General features: G+C 50.9%; 13 protein-coding genes and 1 riboswitch. Of the genes, 11 read left to right on the top strand and 2 right to left on the bottom strand.

The window, feature by feature from the left end:
• Positions 1 to 80: 80 nt before the first annotated feature.
• Positions 81 to 227: riboswitch (Lysine riboswitch) on the bottom strand.
• Between the two features lie 44 nt (positions 228 to 271).
• Together LQE92_RS09355 and rpsT are read right to left on the bottom strand one after the other, a co-directional pair.
• Positions 272 to 1399 carry an aldo/keto reductase gene (locus tag LQE92_RS09355; protein WP_231062717.1) on the bottom strand — a complete coding sequence of 376 codons (1128 nt, stop codon included), beginning with the start codon at positions 1397 to 1399 and terminating at the stop codon, positions 272 to 274.
• A gap of 91 nt (positions 1400 to 1490) precedes the next feature.
• A complete protein-coding gene (gene rpsT, locus LQE92_RS09350; RefSeq protein WP_231062716.1) occupies positions 1491 to 1754 on the bottom strand; it encodes a 30S ribosomal protein S20 in 264 nt (87 codons plus the stop codon).
• 227 nt (positions 1755 to 1981) lie between these two features.
• Here rpsT and gpr point away from each other — a divergent pair, with 227 nt between their 5' ends.
• The 11 genes from gpr (at position 1982) to LQE92_RS09295 (ending at position 16062) form a co-directional block, all read left to right on the top strand.
• On the top strand, positions 1982 to 2989 hold the full coding sequence (gpr, locus tag LQE92_RS09345) for a GPR endopeptidase (RefSeq protein ID WP_231062715.1): 1008 nt from the start codon (positions 1982 to 1984) through the stop codon (positions 2987 to 2989).
• Positions 2990 to 3128: 139 nt separating this feature from the next.
• Positions 3129 to 4406, top strand: coding sequence for a stage II sporulation protein P (spoIIP, locus tag LQE92_RS09340; RefSeq protein ID WP_231062714.1), 1278 nt, complete (start codon positions 3129 to 3131; stop codon positions 4404 to 4406).
• A 114-nt stretch (positions 4407 to 4520) separates the two neighbouring features.
• Positions 4521 to 6332, top strand: coding sequence for a translation elongation factor 4 (gene lepA, locus LQE92_RS09335; protein ID WP_231062713.1), 1812 nt, complete (start codon positions 4521 to 4523; stop codon positions 6330 to 6332).
• Complete coding sequence (gene hemW / locus LQE92_RS09330; protein WP_231062712.1) at positions 6332 to 7564, top strand: radical SAM family heme chaperone HemW; 1233 nt, start codon at positions 6332 to 6334, stop codon at positions 7562 to 7564. Before lepA ends, hemW begins: the two co-directional genes overlap by 1 nt.
• 369 nt (positions 7565 to 7933) lie before the next feature.
• Positions 7934 to 8980, top strand: a complete 1047-nt coding sequence (gene hrcA, locus LQE92_RS09325; protein WP_231062711.1) for a heat-inducible transcriptional repressor HrcA — start codon at positions 7934 to 7936, stop codon at positions 8978 to 8980.
• Between the two features lie 51 nt (positions 8981 to 9031).
• The gene (gene grpE, locus LQE92_RS09320) at positions 9032 to 9658 is read left to right on the top strand and encodes a nucleotide exchange factor GrpE (protein ID WP_231062900.1); all 627 of its coding nucleotides are present in this window, start codon (positions 9032 to 9034) and stop codon (positions 9656 to 9658) included.
• Between the two features lie 50 nt (positions 9659 to 9708).
• Positions 9709 to 11568 (top strand): molecular chaperone DnaK, encoded by a 1860-nt coding sequence (gene dnaK / locus LQE92_RS09315; RefSeq protein WP_231062710.1) that lies wholly within the window; start codon positions 9709 to 9711, stop codon positions 11566 to 11568.
• A gap of 116 nt (positions 11569 to 11684) precedes the next feature.
• Positions 11685 to 12836: a molecular chaperone DnaJ gene (gene dnaJ / locus LQE92_RS09310; RefSeq protein ID WP_231062709.1), complete on the top strand. Its 1152-nt coding sequence runs from the start codon at positions 11685 to 11687 to the stop codon at positions 12834 to 12836.
• A gap of 96 nt (positions 12837 to 12932) precedes the next feature.
• Positions 12933 to 13262 (top strand): hypothetical protein, encoded by a 330-nt coding sequence (locus LQE92_RS09305; RefSeq protein WP_231062708.1) that lies wholly within the window; start codon positions 12933 to 12935, stop codon positions 13260 to 13262.
• A 113-nt stretch (positions 13263 to 13375) separates the two neighbouring features.
• Positions 13376 to 14668, top strand: a complete 1293-nt coding sequence (locus LQE92_RS09300) for a Na+/H+ antiporter NhaC family protein (RefSeq protein WP_231062707.1) — start codon at positions 13376 to 13378, stop codon at positions 14666 to 14668.
• Between the two features lie 116 nt (positions 14669 to 14784).
• The gene (locus tag LQE92_RS09295; protein ID WP_231062706.1) at positions 14785 to 16062 is read left to right on the top strand and encodes a dihydroorotase; all 1278 of its coding nucleotides are present in this window, start codon (positions 14785 to 14787) and stop codon (positions 16060 to 16062) included.
• Positions 16063 to 16070: the final 8 nt, after the last annotated feature.

The raw sequence follows: 16070 nt of genomic DNA, 5'->3' as shown, positions 1-16070 counted from the left end.
TACGCCCGGAAAAGCTGGCATTAATGTCCTGTAGTGTCAAACTCACTTTATCTGTCGTCCAATTAACTCCATGCCCCCAGGTATATCATAGTGCTCTTTTGAAGCTTGGCGGGCTTCAAAAACAGTCTTGCACCTATTCGATGCAAGCCCAAGCGCAAAACGCTTTCGGCAGATTTCCCTTTCCCACAGGCTGTGGTACTGATGATTTCCGCGCCCCTATACATACCTAACAATTATAGCGAATCAAAACGTCAAAGTCAACTGAATCCCTTTACTTTTCAAAAATATCGGCAATTACCTTTAACTGGTCCATGATTTTGATGTGCTGCGGGCAGTGGCCCTCACAGCTGTGACATTCAATACAGTCGGACGCGGCGCCGCGCCCGAGGGCCTGGCGTCGATAGTGCATCTGAGGAAAATTGTTCTGCCCATACTGCATCATCAGGTTATAGACGGAAAAATAGCCGGGGATGTTGATATTCATCGGACATTCATCGACGCAGTATTTGCAGCTGGTGCAGGGAATGGCTTGAATCTCCCGGAGAACATCTGTCACGCGGGAAATCTGTTCCAGTTCCTCTCTGCTGAGGGGGTGAAAATCATCCATATAAGAAAGATTGTCTTCCAGCTGGGAAGGAGAGGACATTCCGCTGAGTACCATCATGACCCCTTCCTGGGATGCGGCGAATCGGATGGCCCAGGATGCCGGAGAAGCGTCCGGAGAATATTCACGGAAGATTTCTGCTGCCTTTTTGGGGAGGTTTGCCAGACCGCCTCCCTTGACCGGCTCCATGACGATGACCGGCTTTCCAAATCTGCGGGCTGTTTCCCAGCATTTTCTGGATTGGATGATCTCACTGTCCCAATCTATGTAATTGAGCTGAATCTGGACGAATTCCATCTCCGGATGGGCGAGGAGAATCTCCTCCAGGACATCGGCGCGGTCATGGAAGGAAAAACCGATGTGACGTACTTTTCCCTCCGCCTTCAGTTTTTTCATGAATTCAAAGCCGCCGTACCGTGTGGTTTCTTCAAAACGGTCTCTTCCCATGTTATGGAGCAGATAGTAATCAAAATAATCCACCTGGCAGCGTTTGAGCTGGGTATCAAAAAAACGTTCATAGTCTTCCGGCCCTTTGACCAAGAAGGCAGGCATTTTATCGGCCAGAAGATAGGCATCGCGGGGATATCTCTTTACCAGCGCTTCACAGACCGCCTCTTCGGAATGCTCCTTATGGTACGGATAGGCGGTGTCGATGTAGCAGAAACCCTGGGCGAGATATCGGTCGATCATTTTGGAATAAGTGCCGATATCAATGGATGTGGGGTCATCGGGATTCAGGAGCGGAAGACGCATTGCGCCGAAACCCAGTCTTTTTTGCGGATTCAGTTCTGCCATAGAAATTCTCCTTTTTTAATTTAGAATAACAAAGAATCCTGTCAGCACACCATTCTGACAGGATTCCACTTCGGTTTATTCAAGTTATGATTTATGCGATTCCGTTTACCGCTTTTGTCAAACGGGCAACTTTTCTGGAAGCTGTGTTCTTGTGATAGATACCTTTGGAAGCAGCTTTGTCAATCTCACTGATAGCAACCAATAAACCTGCCTGTGCTGCAGCCTTGTCACCGGCAGAAATAGAAGCTTCAACCTTTTTCACCATGGTCTTGACCTTTGATTTAATTGCTTTGTTCCTGGCAGCTTTTGCTTCGGCCACCAGAACCCTCTTCTTTGCGGACTTAATATTTGCCAATTTGTACACCTCCAAATCAAATAAAATTGTCTTCATTTATCTGGTTTGCATTAAAGCCGGACACGGACAGTCTAATGTAAACATACTTTTATATTCTATAGGAAAAAGCAATAGCTGTCAATACATATTTCGGGAAAAATTGTAAAAGCTAGTAGCAAAAATGAACAGGAAAAACTGGCCGGCGGAAAGAGAAAAAGAAGGAAGCCAGAGGAAAGGACAGGAGAAATATGGAAAAGACAGACAATAATGCAAATGACCTTTGGACGGAAGACGAGTTACTTGAAAAAACAGAGGGTATACAAGTTCATACAGACCTGGCTCTGGAGGCCAGAGAGTCAGTCACGGAGGGGGAAGAAGGAATCCCGGGGGTACGGATAGAGGAATCCTGCAACGAAAATTCTGGTGTTAAGGTGACGCGTGTGGAGATAGTGGATGAACGGGGTGAGAAGGCAATAGGGAAACCAAAGGGAATCTATATCACCTTAGAAGCAGAACAGATGGCGGTGCCGGATGAGGGCTACCACCGTGAAATCTCGAAGGAACTCGCGCATTATATCGGGGAACTTTTGGAAAGCTTCGGATGCCCGCAGTCTGTGTTGGTGGTAGGATTGGGAAATCATGAGGTGACCTCCGATTCTCTGGGGCCGAAGGTGCTGGACAACCTGATGATGACCAGACATCTGCGGGGCGGGAATACAGATGAAAAACGAGAAAAAGGTGTCCGGATCGTCAGCGGGATCGTGCCCGGCGTCATGGCACAGACCGGAATGGAGACTGCGGAGATCGTCAGAGGCGTGGTAAAGGAGACGAATCCGGAGGCAGTAGTGGTGATAGATGCCCTGGCGGCGAGGAGCGTCAGCCGTTTAGCTACGACTATCCAGCTGAGTAATACGGGAATCCAGCCGGGTTCGGGTGTAGGGAATCACCGGCACAGCCTGACGAAGGAGAGCCTGGGGATTCCGGTCATCGCGGTGGGAGTTCCCACTGTTGTAGCGGCGGCCGCCATTGTTTACGATACGGTGGACGCTCTGTCGGAGCTTTTGGAGGCGGCGGGGGCTTCATCTGCCGCGGACGCGGTGGAAGGGATGCGGATGGACGAGCGGTATCAGATGGTAAGGGAGCTCATAGAGCCAAGATTCGGTCCGATGTACGTAACTCCCGGCAATATCGATGAACGGGTAAAAAGGCTCAGCTTCACCATTTCGGAAGGGATCAACATTGCTTTTCAGGGTTGAGATTAAAGGAATCATCTGCATGTCCTGGTCATATGATGGTATGAAGTGACCGGCGGTTTTCCGCGCGGATAATACAAGCCCTGGGGACATGGATATGGCCGCGGGTTTCCGGGAATGTCCGGGAAAGGAGGAAGGTATCTTGAGTTTTTTCAACAGGCACCACGATTCACGGGGGAGCGGGGCGGCGTTGGTCGTACTGGTGGCATTCGGCTGGTTTCTTCTGCGGGGAGGGCCGGCGCGGCTCACTGCTCTGGCCGCCCGGCTTCCCATGTCCTCCTTTGTATCGAAGGAAGAAGCCCGGGCCGTGTCCGCCGGGGAGGGGGGAAGCGGGGCCTTTGGTCTTAACACGGGCCAAAAATTCCTGGAATTGGCGTCGGGCGTACATTCTATCTCCCTGTTCCTCGGAGAACAGGATGCGGCTCTGGCACAGGCGCAGCCGGATCCGGCCTATCAAAATTTCCAAAAAGAAAATGAAATGCATGGTGAGACACAGGATGAACCAGAATCGACCGCCGAAGCCGGAGCAGCCAGTGCGTCTGAACCGGCGGAGACGACCGCGGCCGGGCAGACAGAGACGGACGGGAGCGCGCCGGAAAATGAGGGCGGGGCGGAAACGGCTGCGGAAGGAATCGGGGAGGCGGCGGGCCAGCCGGCCATGGCGGCCACGGAGATCAAAGGTACAGTATATACGGCGGAACAGCTGTCGGATTTTGATTTTTTGAAGAGCAAGTTTTTTTACGTACATAAATCAACGACCGCATATCCGGAACAGCTGGATGCCAATATGCTGATGAGTAAAGACCTGAGCCTGCCGGAGAGCGGAGAACCGCAGATTCTTCTATTCCATACCCACGGCAGCGAAGCCTTTTCTGATTCTGCCGAGGGAGACCCGAACATGACCGTTGTAGGAGTCGGAAATTATCTGGCGCAGCTGCTGTCGGAGCAGTATGGGATTCAGGTCATCCACAATACGGAGGTCTTTCCTTATTCTGATTCGTATTCTATGGCTCTTGGCATGCTGAATCAAACACTGGCGGAGAATCCAAGCATCCAGGTGACCATCGATCTGCACCGGGATTCCGGTGGACATGACGTGGTGGATATCAACGGGAAGCCCACTGCGCCGATTATGTTCTTCAACGGAATGTGCCAGACTCCCGACGGACCGTTGGACGGTGTCGAGAATCCATATCTGCTCGACAACCTGGCCTTTAATTTTCAGATGAAGCTGAAAGCAGAGGCCTATTATCCGGGATTTACCTTAAGGACTTTCCTGAAAGCTTACCGGTACAATCAGCATGTGCTGCCCAGGGCGACTCTTGTGGAGGTGGGTACGGAAAACAATACCTTCGAAGAGGCCAAAAATGCAATGGAGCCTCTGGCGGATATTCTGTATAAAGTGCTGAGGGGAAAATAGTGATGCCTTCCATACATCACCGCTAAAAAGCCTTGCGGGAAAAATAAACTCGTTGTACAATTGAGTAGCAAACTTCGAGTGAGAGAATATACCGATCATATACAGGAGGAAACTATGGCAGCAGACCAGAGTAAGATTCGGAATTTTTGTATCATCGCCCATATCGACCACGGGAAATCTACACTGGCCGACAGGATTATAGAGAAGACTGGCTTGCTCACCAGCCGGGAGATGCAGTCCCAGGTGCTTGACAATATGGAACTGGAGCGGGAACGGGGAATCACCATTAAATCTCAGGCTGTCCGCACCGTCTACCGGGCGGAGGACGGAGAAGAATATATCTTCAATCTGATCGATACTCCCGGACACGTCGATTTCAATTACGAGGTATCCAGGAGCCTGGCGGCATGTGACGGGGCTGTGCTGGTCGTGGACGCCGCCCAGGGAATCGAGGCGCAGACCATGGCGAATGTGTATCTGGCCCTGGACCACGGTCTGGAGGTGTTTCCGGTTATCAATAAGATTGACCTGCCGAGCGCGGAGCCCCAGAGGGTGATCGATGAGATCGAGGATATCATCGGAATCGAGGCTCAGGACGCACCGCAGATTTCCGCAAAGTCAGGTATTAATATAGAAGAAGTGCTGGAACAGATCGTGAAGAAGATTCCGGCTCCTTCGGGAGACCCGGAAGCTCCTTTACAGGCCCTGATCTTTGATTCCGTTTATGATTCTTATAAAGGCGTCATCGTATTCTGCAGAATCAAGGAAGGAACCGTGAAAAAAGGAACGAGGATTCGCTTCATGGCCACGGGAGCCGAATTTGAGACTGTGGAGATAGGATATTTCGGAGCCGGACAGTTCATACCCTGCGACGAGCTCTCCGCCGGCATGGTCGGCTATGTGACGGCCAGCATAAAAAACGTTAGAGACACGCGGGTGGGCGATACGGTGACGGATGCGGAAAGGCCCTGTGCAGAGCCTCTGCCCGGATATAAGAAGGTAACGCCGATGGTATACTGCGGCCTTTATCCGGCGGACGGCGCGAAATACAACGATCTGAGAGACGCTCTGGAAAAGCTTCAGCTGAACGACGCTTCCCTTCAATTTGAACCCGAGACCTCCATCGCTCTGGGATTCGGATACCGCTGCGGATTCCTGGGCCTCCTCCATCTGGAGATCATCCAGGAACGGCTGGAGCGGGAATATAACCTGGATCTGGTGACGACAGCGCCGGGTGTGGTGTATAAAGTCTACAAGACTAATGGAGAGATGATGGAGCTTACCAATCCGTCCAACCTGCCGGACCCCGCGGAAATTGAATATATGGAAGAACCGGTCGTGAAAGCGGAAATCATGGTAACGACAGAGTTCATCGGCGCGATCATGGGACTCTGCCAGGAGCGGCGCGGCGTGTATATGGGCACGGAATACATGGAAGATACCCGCGCACTGCTTCGGTATGAGCTGCCGTTAAATGAGATCATCTATGACTTTTTTGACGCTTTGAAATCCCGTTCAAGAGGCTATGCTTCTTTTGATTATGAGCTGAAGGGATATGAGAAGTCTGAGCTTGTTAAGCTGGATATTCTGATCAATAAGGAGCAGGTGGACGCCCTTTCCTTTATCGTTCATGCCGACACTGCTTATGAACGGGGCAGGAGGATGTGTGAGAAGTTAAAGGAGGAGATACCGAGGCACTTGTTTGAGATTCCCATTCAGGCGGCCATTGGAAACCGCATCATCGCCAGAGAAACCGTAAAGGCCATGAGGAAGGATGTGCTGGCCAAGTGTTATGGCGGCGATATCAGCCGGAAGAGAAAGCTGCTGGAAAAACAGAAGGAAGGAAAAAAACGGATGCGCCAGGTGGGAAATGTGGAAATTCCTCAGAAGGCTTTCATGAGTGTGCTGAAGCTGGATGATAAGTGATGAGCGGGGTACGCAGAACGCCTCTGGAGCTGTACGTACATGTTCCCTTTTGCATAAGGAAATGCGCCTATTGTGATTTCGTATCCGGCCCTGCGGACGCAGAGGAAATGGCGGGATACGTAAAAGCTCTTCTGTCGGAGATACAGGCCGCCGGCAGGATGGAAAAAGTTTCTGGATATGAGGTGGTGTCCGTCTTCTTCGGAGGAGGGACTCCTTCTATTTTAAAAGCGTCTGATGTGGAAAGGGTCCTGAAGAGTATCCGGATGGTATTTTTTATGGAAGAAGGGGCGGAGATCACACTGGAAGCGAATCCGGGGACCCTCACGCCGGAGAAGCTTACGGCTTACCGCCGGGCAGGAATCAACCGTCTCAGCCTGGGGCTGCAGTCGTCTGATGACAGAGAGCTGGCCCTTTTAGGGAGGATTCATACGTTTGACGTATTTCTGGAAAGCTATCGTATGGTCCGTGACGCCGGATTTTCCAATGTGAATGTGGATCTGATGGCGGCTCTGCCGGGACAGACAGAGGTAAGCTTCCGCAAGAGTCTTGAGGCTGTGGCAGAGCTGGAGCCAGTGCCCCCGGAGCACGTTTCTGTATACAGCCTGATCATAGAGGAGGGAACTCCCTTTTATGCCGCCTACCACGAACAGGCTGAGGCCAGAGCGGCTGGTGAAGCGGACACCGGCCTGCTTCCATCGGAAGAGGCGGAGAGGAACATGTATTACATGGCCCGCAGCTTTTTAAAGGAGCGGGGATATGACCGCTATGAGATTTCCAATTTTTCGCGTGCGGGATATGAATGCCGCCATAATATCGGCTATTGGACTGGAGTCTCCTACCTGGGTTTTGGCATATCCGCTTCTTCTTATATAGAAGGAAAACGTTTTATCAACGGTGAGGACCGTAAGGCATATGTGGAGGCCATGGGGGAACTGGAAGAGAAGAGAAATAGCGGGGCAGTTTTGAGGAAGGTCCGCAGAGAAGAAGAAATCGTCACCAAGGACCGGGCGATGGAGGAATTCATGTTTTTGGGGCTTCGGATGATGTGCGGTGTTTCTGAAAAAAGATTTGCGGAGCGGTTTGGAGTGTCCATGGAAGAAATATACGGCCCGGTTTTGGAAAAGATGGCCCGGGACGGACTGATGGTCCGGGATGGAATACGGTCGGCATGGAAGCTGACGGAAGCCGGAATTGACGTGAGCAATTATGTGCTCGCAGATTTTCTGCTGTGAAAAGAGATGGATAAAAAGCATGCGGGAAAGGGTCGAGGCTTTCCCGCGTGAGAGTTGGTGGAGTAAAAGAGGTTGGCAATATCTTTTACAAGTATTATCATACTTGTGGAAATGAAAGAGTTCCATCAATATTTTGGCTGAAACTATAACAATCCTGCGGCAGGCGTATCAGGTCTCCCCATTGTGGGGGCAGATACGCCGCTTTCATTATATAATAAGAAAGTCCTTAGTGTTGATTTCTGATTTTATGAAGGAAATGTGAATTTCAAAAAAAGATGTTGACAAAGTGAAATGGTAGTGCTATCTTATTGTTATGAATATTAGCACTCTATCAAGTTGAGTGCTAACAAGAGATGGGAGGCGTGAGGGATGGAATTGGATGAACGGAAGAAAAAGATTCTGAATGCCATCATCCGCAATTACCAGGAGACCGGCGAACCGGTTGGCTCACGCACCATTTCCAAATATTCGGATTTACAGCTGAGTTCGGCCACCATCCGGAACGAAATGGCAGATTTGGAGGAGCTGGGACTCATCGTTCAGCCCCATACTTCAGCGGGCAGGATTCCTACAGACAGGGGCTATCGCCTTTATGTGGATCAGATGCTCGGAGATGCCGTCAATGAGCCGGAGCATGAAGTGACCGGAACACAGGACTTTCTCGTGGAACGTATGGACAGGATGGAGCAGGTCCTGAAGCAGATGGCCAAGATCATGGCCGTCAATACGAATTACGCTTCTCTGATCTCGGCTCCGAGATATAACCGGAACAAGGTGAAATTCATTCAGCTGTCCCGGGTGGAAGAGCATAAGATTTTGGCCGTTATCGTGGTAGAGGGAAACATCATAAAAAATTCCATTTTTGATGTGGATGAGGTGGTCACAGAGGAAGACCTCTTTTCTCTGAATCTGATGCTGAATACCAATCTGAATGGACTGACCATTGAAGAGATCAATCTGGGAATAATTACAAAATTAAAAGAACAGGCAGGTACTCATACTGATGTAGTAGGGAAAGTCCTTGACGCGGTTGCGGAAGCCATCCGGGTAGATGAGGAAGACCTTCAGATATATACCAGCGGCGCCACCAATATTTTCAAATATCCGGAGCTTTCAGACAGCAGCAAGGCAAGGGAGATCATTCAGGTATTTGAAGAAAAGGAACAGCTTACCAACCTTCTTACGGATAAGCTGAACGAGGACGGAAAGCAGGGCATACAGGTCTACATCGGAAATGAGACGCCGGTACAGAGCATGAAGGACTGCAGTGTGGTCACAGCCACATATGACTTGGGAGAAGGCCTGCAGGGGACCATCGGTATTGTGGGACCGAAGCGGATGGATTATGAAAAAGTCGTTTCCACGCTCCATACGGTTATGAGCCAATTGGATACCATGTTCAAAAAAGAGGAATAGAAAGGCGGAATCAACGTGTCGGATACAGATAAGAACTATACAGAAGAGATGATGGAAGACCTGGAATCAGATTCAGCGGAGGATACCCTGGAAGAATCGGTTCTAGAAAGTGACGGAGAAGACGGCCAGAGACAGGAAGCCGGGAGCGGAGAGACTCAGGCAGGCGGACAGGAAAAAGAAGCCGGAGAAGAAAAAGAAGAGCCGGAGAAAAAGGGGTTTTTCAAAAAGAAAGAAAAGAAAGATAAAAAAGATGTCCAGATAGAAGAATTGAATGACAGGCTGAAGCGTTCCATGGCGGAATTTGAAAATTTCCGGAAAAGAACGGAAAAAGAGAAAGCGGCCATGTATGAGATCGGAGCCAAAAGTGTGATCGAAAAGATTCTTCCGGTGGTGGATAATTTTGAGCGCGGTATGGCGACGCTTAGTGAGAAAGAAGCCCAGACTCCTTTTGCAGAGGGGATGGATAAAATATATAAGCAGCTTCTTACGACCCTTGAATCCATGGATGTGAAGGCCATAGATGCGGTAGGGCAGGAGTTCAACCCGGATTTCCACAATGCGGTGATGCATGTGGAGGATGAGGAAAGCGGTGAGAACATCATCGTTGAGGAATTCCAGAAGGGCTATCTTTACCGGGACAGTGTGGTTCGCCACAGCATGGTAAAGGTTGCAAATTAAGTCACAGAAACAGAAGTTTATACATTTTGAGAATATAGGAGGAAATTATTATGGGAAAAATCATAGGCATTGACTTAGGTACAACAAATTCATGCGTAGCAGTTATGGAAGGCGGCAAGCCTGTAGTTATCGCGAATACAGAGGGCGTGAGGACAACTCCTTCTGTCGTTGCTTTTACAAAAAATGGTGAAAGACTGGTAGGCGAGCCGGCAAAACGTCAGGCAGTCACCAACTCCGAGCGGACCATCTCTTCCATTAAAAGACATATGGGAACCGACTATAAGGTAGATATTGACGGAAAAAAATATTCTCCTCAGGAGATTTCCGCGATGATCCTTCAGAAGCTGAAAGCCGACGCAGAGAGCTATCTGGGAGAAAAGGTGACAGAAGCTGTCATAACTGTTCCCGCTTATTTCAATGACGCACAGCGTCAGGCAACCAAGGACGCGGGCAAGATAGCCGGCCTGGATGTGAAGCGGATTATCAATGAGCCGACGGCGGCAGCTCTGGCTTATGGACTTGACAATGAAAAAGAGCAGAAGATCATGGTATACGATCTGGGCGGCGGTACCTTCGATGTATCCATTATCGAGATTGGTGACGGTGTGATCGAGGTTTTGGCAACCTCCGGCGACAACCGCCTGGGCGGCGATGATTTTGACGCAAAGGTCACAGATTATATGATCGCAGAATTCAAGAGGACAGAGGGCGTTGACCTGTCAAATGACAAGATGGCCCTTCAGAGACTGAAGGAAGCGGCTGAAAAGGCGAAAAAGGAACTGTCTTCCGCCACGACTACGAACATCAACCTTCCCTTCATCACTGCAACTAGTGAAGGACCGAAGCATTTCGATATGAATCTGACCAGGGCAAAATTTGACGAGCTGACCCACGATTTGGTGGAGAGGACGGCAGTGCCCGTACAGAACGCCCTGAGGGATGCGGGACTGTCTGCTTCCGATCTGGGAAAGGTGCTTTTAGTCGGCGGTTCCACTCGTGTGCCTGCCGTACAGGACAGAGTAAAACTCCTGACCGGCAAAGAGCCCTCCAAGAATCTGAATCCTGACGAATGTGTAGCGATCGGCGCTTCTATCCAGGGCGGCAAGCTGGCAGGGGATGCAGGCGCAGGCGATATCCTCCTTCTGGATGTCACACCTCTTTCCCTGTCTATCGAGACCATGGGAGGCATAGCTACACGGCTGATCGAGCGGAATACTACCATTCCGACAAAGCACAGCCAGGTGTTCTCCACGGCCGCAGATAATCAGACCGCTGTGGACATCAACGTACTTCAGGGTGAGAGACAGTTTGCAAAGGACAACAAGAGTCTCGGCCAGTTCCGCTTAGACGGAATTCCGCCTGCAAGAAGAGGTGTGCCGCAGATTGAAGTTACCTTTGATATTGATGCTAACGGTATCGTAAATGTATCCGCAAAGGATCTTGGTACTGGAAAAGAGCAGCACATCACGATTACAGCCGGTTCCAATATGTCGGAAGACGATATTGACAAAGCGGTGAAAGAGGCGGCTGAGTTCGAGGCACAGGATAAGAAACGGAAAGAATCCATCGATGCAAGAAATGAAGCGGATTCTCTGGTGTTCCAGACAGAGAAAGCGCTGGAAGAAGCCGGCAGCAAGCTGGACGCTTCCGAAAAAGCTGCGGTGGAGGACGACTTGAAAGCACTGAAAGCAGTGGTAGACGCTACGGCAAACGGAGAGATCTCCGATACTCAGCTGGATGAGCTGAAAGCCGGAAAAGAGAAGCTGATGAACAGCGCCCAGGCTCTCTTTGCTAAGATGTATGAACAGGCTCAGGGTGCGGCAGGCGCTCAGGGCGCAGGCCCTGACATGGGTGCCGGAGCAGGCCAGGCAGACGATGACGTGGTAGATGCGGATTATAAAGAAGTTTAATCCCCCTCCCTTTTTCCTATGATTCAGGGCGGCCCCTTCCGGGGTCTGCCTTGAATCTTTTGGCGTGTTTCAGGACAATAGAAAACAGGGGAGAATATAGAGAAAGGTGAAGAGAAGTGGCTGAAAATAAGAGAGATTATTATGAGGTTCTGGGCGTTCCCAAAGATGCCGATGATGCGGCGCTTAAGAAGGCATACAGGGTCCTTGCCAAAAAATATCATCCCGACACCAATCAGGGGAATGCAGATGCGGAAGCGAAATTCAAGGAGGCTTCTGAGGCATATGCCGTTCTGAGCGATCCGGAAAAACGGCGTCAGTATGACCAATTTGGCCATGCGGCTTTTGAAAATGGAGCGGGCGGGGCAGGAGGCTTCGGCGGTTTTGATTTCAGCGGCGCAGATATGGGCGATATTTTCGGCGATATCTTCGGCGATCTGTTCGGAGGCGGCAGAAGCCGCGGCCGCGCGGGCAACGAACCCATGCGCGGAGCCAACCTGCGGACCAGCATCCGGATTACCTTTGAGGAAGCGCTGTTTGGCTGTGAACGGGAAATTGAGCTGACGACTAAAGACGAATGCAAGGATTGTCATGGCACCGGGGCCAAACCGGGAACGAAGCCGGAGACCTGCCCGAAATGCAACGGGAAGGGCCAGGTGGTCTATACGCAGCAGTCCATGTTCGGCATGGTAAGGAACGTCCAGACGTGTCCCGAGTGCGGAGGCACGGGGAAGATCATCAAAGAGAAGTGTCCTGCCTGCAGAGGGACAGGAAACACGAGCTCAAAGAAACGGATCGCGGTATCCATTCCTGCCGGTATCGACAACGGACAGAGTGTCCGTATCCGGGGAAAAGGAGAACTTGGCGTTAACGGCGGAGAGCGGGGGGATTTGCTGGTGGAGGTCGTGGTCTCCAATCATCCCATCTTCAAACGGCAGGATACCAGCATCTATTCGACAGTTCCGATTTCCTTTGCTCAGGCGGCGCTGGGCGGCGAGATAAAAATCAGGACCGTGGATGGAGAGGTCCTTTATAATGTGTCGCCCGGGACGCAGACGGATACGAAGATTCGGCTGAAAGGAAAAGGCGTGCCTTATCTGCGGAACAAGAATGTCAGAGGCGATCACTATGTGACTTTGGTAGTGAAGGTGCCGGAGAAGCTGACAAAGGAGCAGAAGGAGGCGCTTCAGAAGTTCCAGGAGACAATGGGAGAGGCCGGAGAAGCAGGTTCTGCGGAAGAGAAGCATAAAAAGAAGGGTTTTTTTAAATAATATATTTTGAACAGCTTTTCTCATCGGAAGGTTTCCTTTTTGGGAAAAATGTGTTATGCTGGAAAATAGAAAATTTTTAGATTGCGGGATGAGAAAATGGATAAAAAACAGGCAAAGAAAGTGATTCTGCGCAGGCTTCTCGGGGTATTCGTACTTCTTATCGCTTGTGCGGCGGGCGGTACGCTCATGTCGGGTCCCAGGCGTTCTCAGGCCTCGGCCTTGGATGGACAAGCGGAAGTCCAGGAGGCGGAAGCGGTTCCGGCGGCTTCTTCCGGAGATACCGATGGCGAGAGCGATCAGTTTATTTATTACTTTATGATTGCCCTGATTATCTTTGTAGTGATCGTGGGAGCAGTGATCGCTGTGGTCAGTACCATTTCATCCGTGTCGGCTGCCATTGCAGAGGAAGACGGAGAAGAGGACTGAAAGCGGAAAACGGCTGATATTAAAGGGTTGTCGTGAAATGTGTGAAATTTTGCGGCAGCCCTTTTTCTTGTATTATAGGAAATACTATAAAAGGAACGAGCGAGGGGTATGAAATGGAAAAAGTGAGAGAAAAGGGAAATATCTGGGGTCTGCTCCCCATCGGTGTATTTTTGGTCCTGTTTCTGGGAGTGGGTTTAATAAGCGGGGATTTTTACGCGATGCCGGCCATTGTGGCGTTTCTGATCGCCCTTTTGGTAGCTTTCGTACAGAACAGGAAACTGCCATTTTCCGAGAAGCTCAAGGTGATAGCAAAGGGAGTGGGGGACGAGAACATCATCACCATGTGCTTGATCTTTTTGGCTGCCGGGGCGTTTTCAGGCGCAGTAAAGGCAGCGGGCGGGGCGGACAGTACAGTAGCCCTGGGTCTTTATATCCTTCCGCCGAAGATTGCTGTGGCAGGGCTCATGCTGATAGGGTGCTTCATGTCGATTTCCATGGGCACCAGCATGGGGACCATAGGAGCGCTGGCTCCTATAGCTGTGGGAATCAGCCAGAAGACAGGATTTTCCATGGCTATCTGTATCGGGGCGGTGGTCAGCGGAGCTATGTTCGGCGACAATCTGTCCATGATTTCTGACACCACCATCGCAGCGGTTCGTACTCAGGGCTGTGAGATGAGGGACAAATTCAGGGAAAATTTTCTGCTGGTCCTTCCGGCGGCGGTGGTCTCGCTGGTCATATATGTGCTCATAAGCCGGAATACTTCGTTTCAGGTGGCTCTGGAGGGGAGCTTCAATCTCTGGCAGGTGCTTCCCTACATCGCTGTGCTGATCGGAGCGCTGGCAGGAGTCAATGTATTCCTGGTGCTGATTGGCGGTACGGTCCTCTCTCTGATCGCCGGAGCAGGCACCGGGACAATCGCGTTGTCCCAGATGTTTTCCGTAATGGGAGAAGGTGTGACTTCCATGTATGATATCACAGTCATTTCCATCATTGTGGCCTGTATTGTTTCCTTAGTGAAAAAAAACGGAGGAATCACCTGCATCCTGAATCTGATCCATAAGAGGATCCATGGGAAAAAAGGAGGCGAACTGGGGATTGCTGTCCTGTCGGTGCTGGTGGATATGGCAATGGCCAACAATACTGTGGCGATTGTGATCGCCGGGCCGATCGCAAAGGAGATCAGTACAGATTATGGGATTTCACCCAGGCGGACAGCTTCACTGCTGGATATTTTTGCCTCTGTGACCCAGGGACTGATTCCCTATGGAGCGCAGCTTTTGCTGGCGGCGGGGCAGACGGGGCTGTCGCCTCTTCAGATCATTCCGTACACGTTTTACCCGGTGATAATGGGCGTGACCGTCGTCATTTTTATCATGCTGAGAAAGCAAAGGCAGACGGAATAAAAGGTTTCTCCGTATGGAGCCTGTCCGGCGAATAAACTGGACGAACGAAAAAGCTTATGCTAGAATAGATACGATAGGCACGCATAAAAGAGAACAGGACAGAAAGGCGTGGATTCATGAAATTATTGATAAAGAATGGACGTGTTATTGACCCGGATACCGGGAAAGACGGAATTTATGATGTGCTGACGGAAGATGGGAAGATCCTCCGGGTAGCGCAGGATATTGAAGAAGAGGCCGGAAGAGTCGTAGATGCGGAAGGCCTCTATGTGATGCCGGGCATTATCGATCTGCATGTACACCTTCGGGATCCGGGACTGGAATATAAGGAAACACTTTATACCGGCGGCCTGGCGGCAGCCAGGGGGGGCGTCACTACCATGTGCGCCATGCCCAATACCATACCGGTCACGGACAGTCCCGAAATGATCAGAAGTCAGACACTGCGGGCGGCGGCAGAATGCCCGGTACACGTTTCCTTCATTGGGGCGGTGACGAAAGGGCAGCAGGGCGCGGAGATCACGGATATCGCCGGAATGAAGAAGGAAGGTATGGCTTTTATCAGCGAGGACGGCAAATCGGTGATGGACGCGGGGCTGTACCGGGATGCCATGAAAACGGCGGCCTGCGAGGGAGTCACTGTGCTTGCACACTGTGAGGATAAGAACATGGTGGCCGGCGGAGTGATGAATGAGTGCGAAAAATCCAGAGAAATGGGACTGCCCGGCATCACAAACGGTGTGGAGGATGTGATAGTGGCGAGGGATATCCTGATCGCAAAGGAAACAGGGGCTAAGCTGCATCTGTGCCACTGTTCCACAAAAGACAGCGTGGAGATGATCCGGCTTGCCAAAGAAGCGGGCCTTCCGGTGACGGCAGAGGTATGCCCCCATCACTTTACCCTGACCAGCGGCGATATCCCGGAGGACGATGCCAATTATAAGATGAACCCGCCTCTGCGGGAAAAAGAGGATGTGGACGCTTTGATCGACGGACTGAAGCGCGGCATCATTGATGTGATCGCCACAGATCATGCGCCCCATGGAGAAGAGGAAAAGGCAAAAGGCTTTGCGGGCGCGCCCTTTGGCATTGTGGGGCTGGAGACATCAGTGGCTGTTACCATGACGGAGCTGGTGCATAAGGGTATCCTGACGCCTATGGAGATGGCAGAGCGGATGAGTCATGCGCCCGCCAGGATACTGGGAGTTGACAAAGGAAGCCTGGCAGAAGGGAAATGTGCCGATATTGTCCTGATCGATCCCGACAGAGAATATGTCATTAATAAAGAAGACTTTGTATCAAAGGGAAAAAATACGCCTTTTGATGGAAAAAAGGTGAAGGGCCAGGTGGTGATGACCATTGTGGACGGAGCCGTCGTATACGAAGCAGAATGATAGCAGGA

This window comes from Lientehia hominis (assembly GCF_021044755.1).
GTDB lineage: Bacteria > Bacillota > Clostridia > Lachnospirales > Lachnospiraceae > Lientehia > Lientehia hominis.
Note: the sequence above shows the minus strand (reverse complement) of the source record. Positions and strands in the feature narration are given on the sequence as shown.

Coding starts and splice junctions, on each gene's coding strand:
- LQE92_RS09355 (WP_231062717.1), bottom strand. CDS start 1,399: ATGGCAGAACTGAATCCGCAAAAAAGACTGGGTTTCGGCGCAATGCGT.
- gpr (WP_231062715.1), top strand. CDS start 1,982: ATGGAAAAGACAGACAATAATGCAAATGACCTTTGGACGGAAGACGAG.
- lepA (WP_231062713.1), top strand. CDS start 4,521: ATGGCAGCAGACCAGAGTAAGATTCGGAATTTTTGTATCATCGCCCAT.
- hemW (WP_231062712.1), top strand. CDS start 6,332: ATGAGCGGGGTACGCAGAACGCCTCTGGAGCTGTACGTACATGTTCCC.
- hrcA (WP_231062711.1), top strand. CDS start 7,934: ATGGAATTGGATGAACGGAAGAAAAAGATTCTGAATGCCATCATCCGC.
- grpE (WP_231062900.1), top strand. CDS start 9,032: ATGGAAGACCTGGAATCAGATTCAGCGGAGGATACCCTGGAAGAATCG.
- dnaK (WP_231062710.1), top strand. CDS start 9,709: ATGGGAAAAATCATAGGCATTGACTTAGGTACAACAAATTCATGCGTA.
- LQE92_RS09305 (WP_231062708.1), top strand. CDS start 12,933: ATGGATAAAAAACAGGCAAAGAAAGTGATTCTGCGCAGGCTTCTCGGG.
- LQE92_RS09300 (WP_231062707.1), top strand. CDS start 13,376: ATGGAAAAAGTGAGAGAAAAGGGAAATATCTGGGGTCTGCTCCCCATC.
- LQE92_RS09295 (WP_231062706.1), top strand. CDS start 14,785: ATGAAATTATTGATAAAGAATGGACGTGTTATTGACCCGGATACCGGG.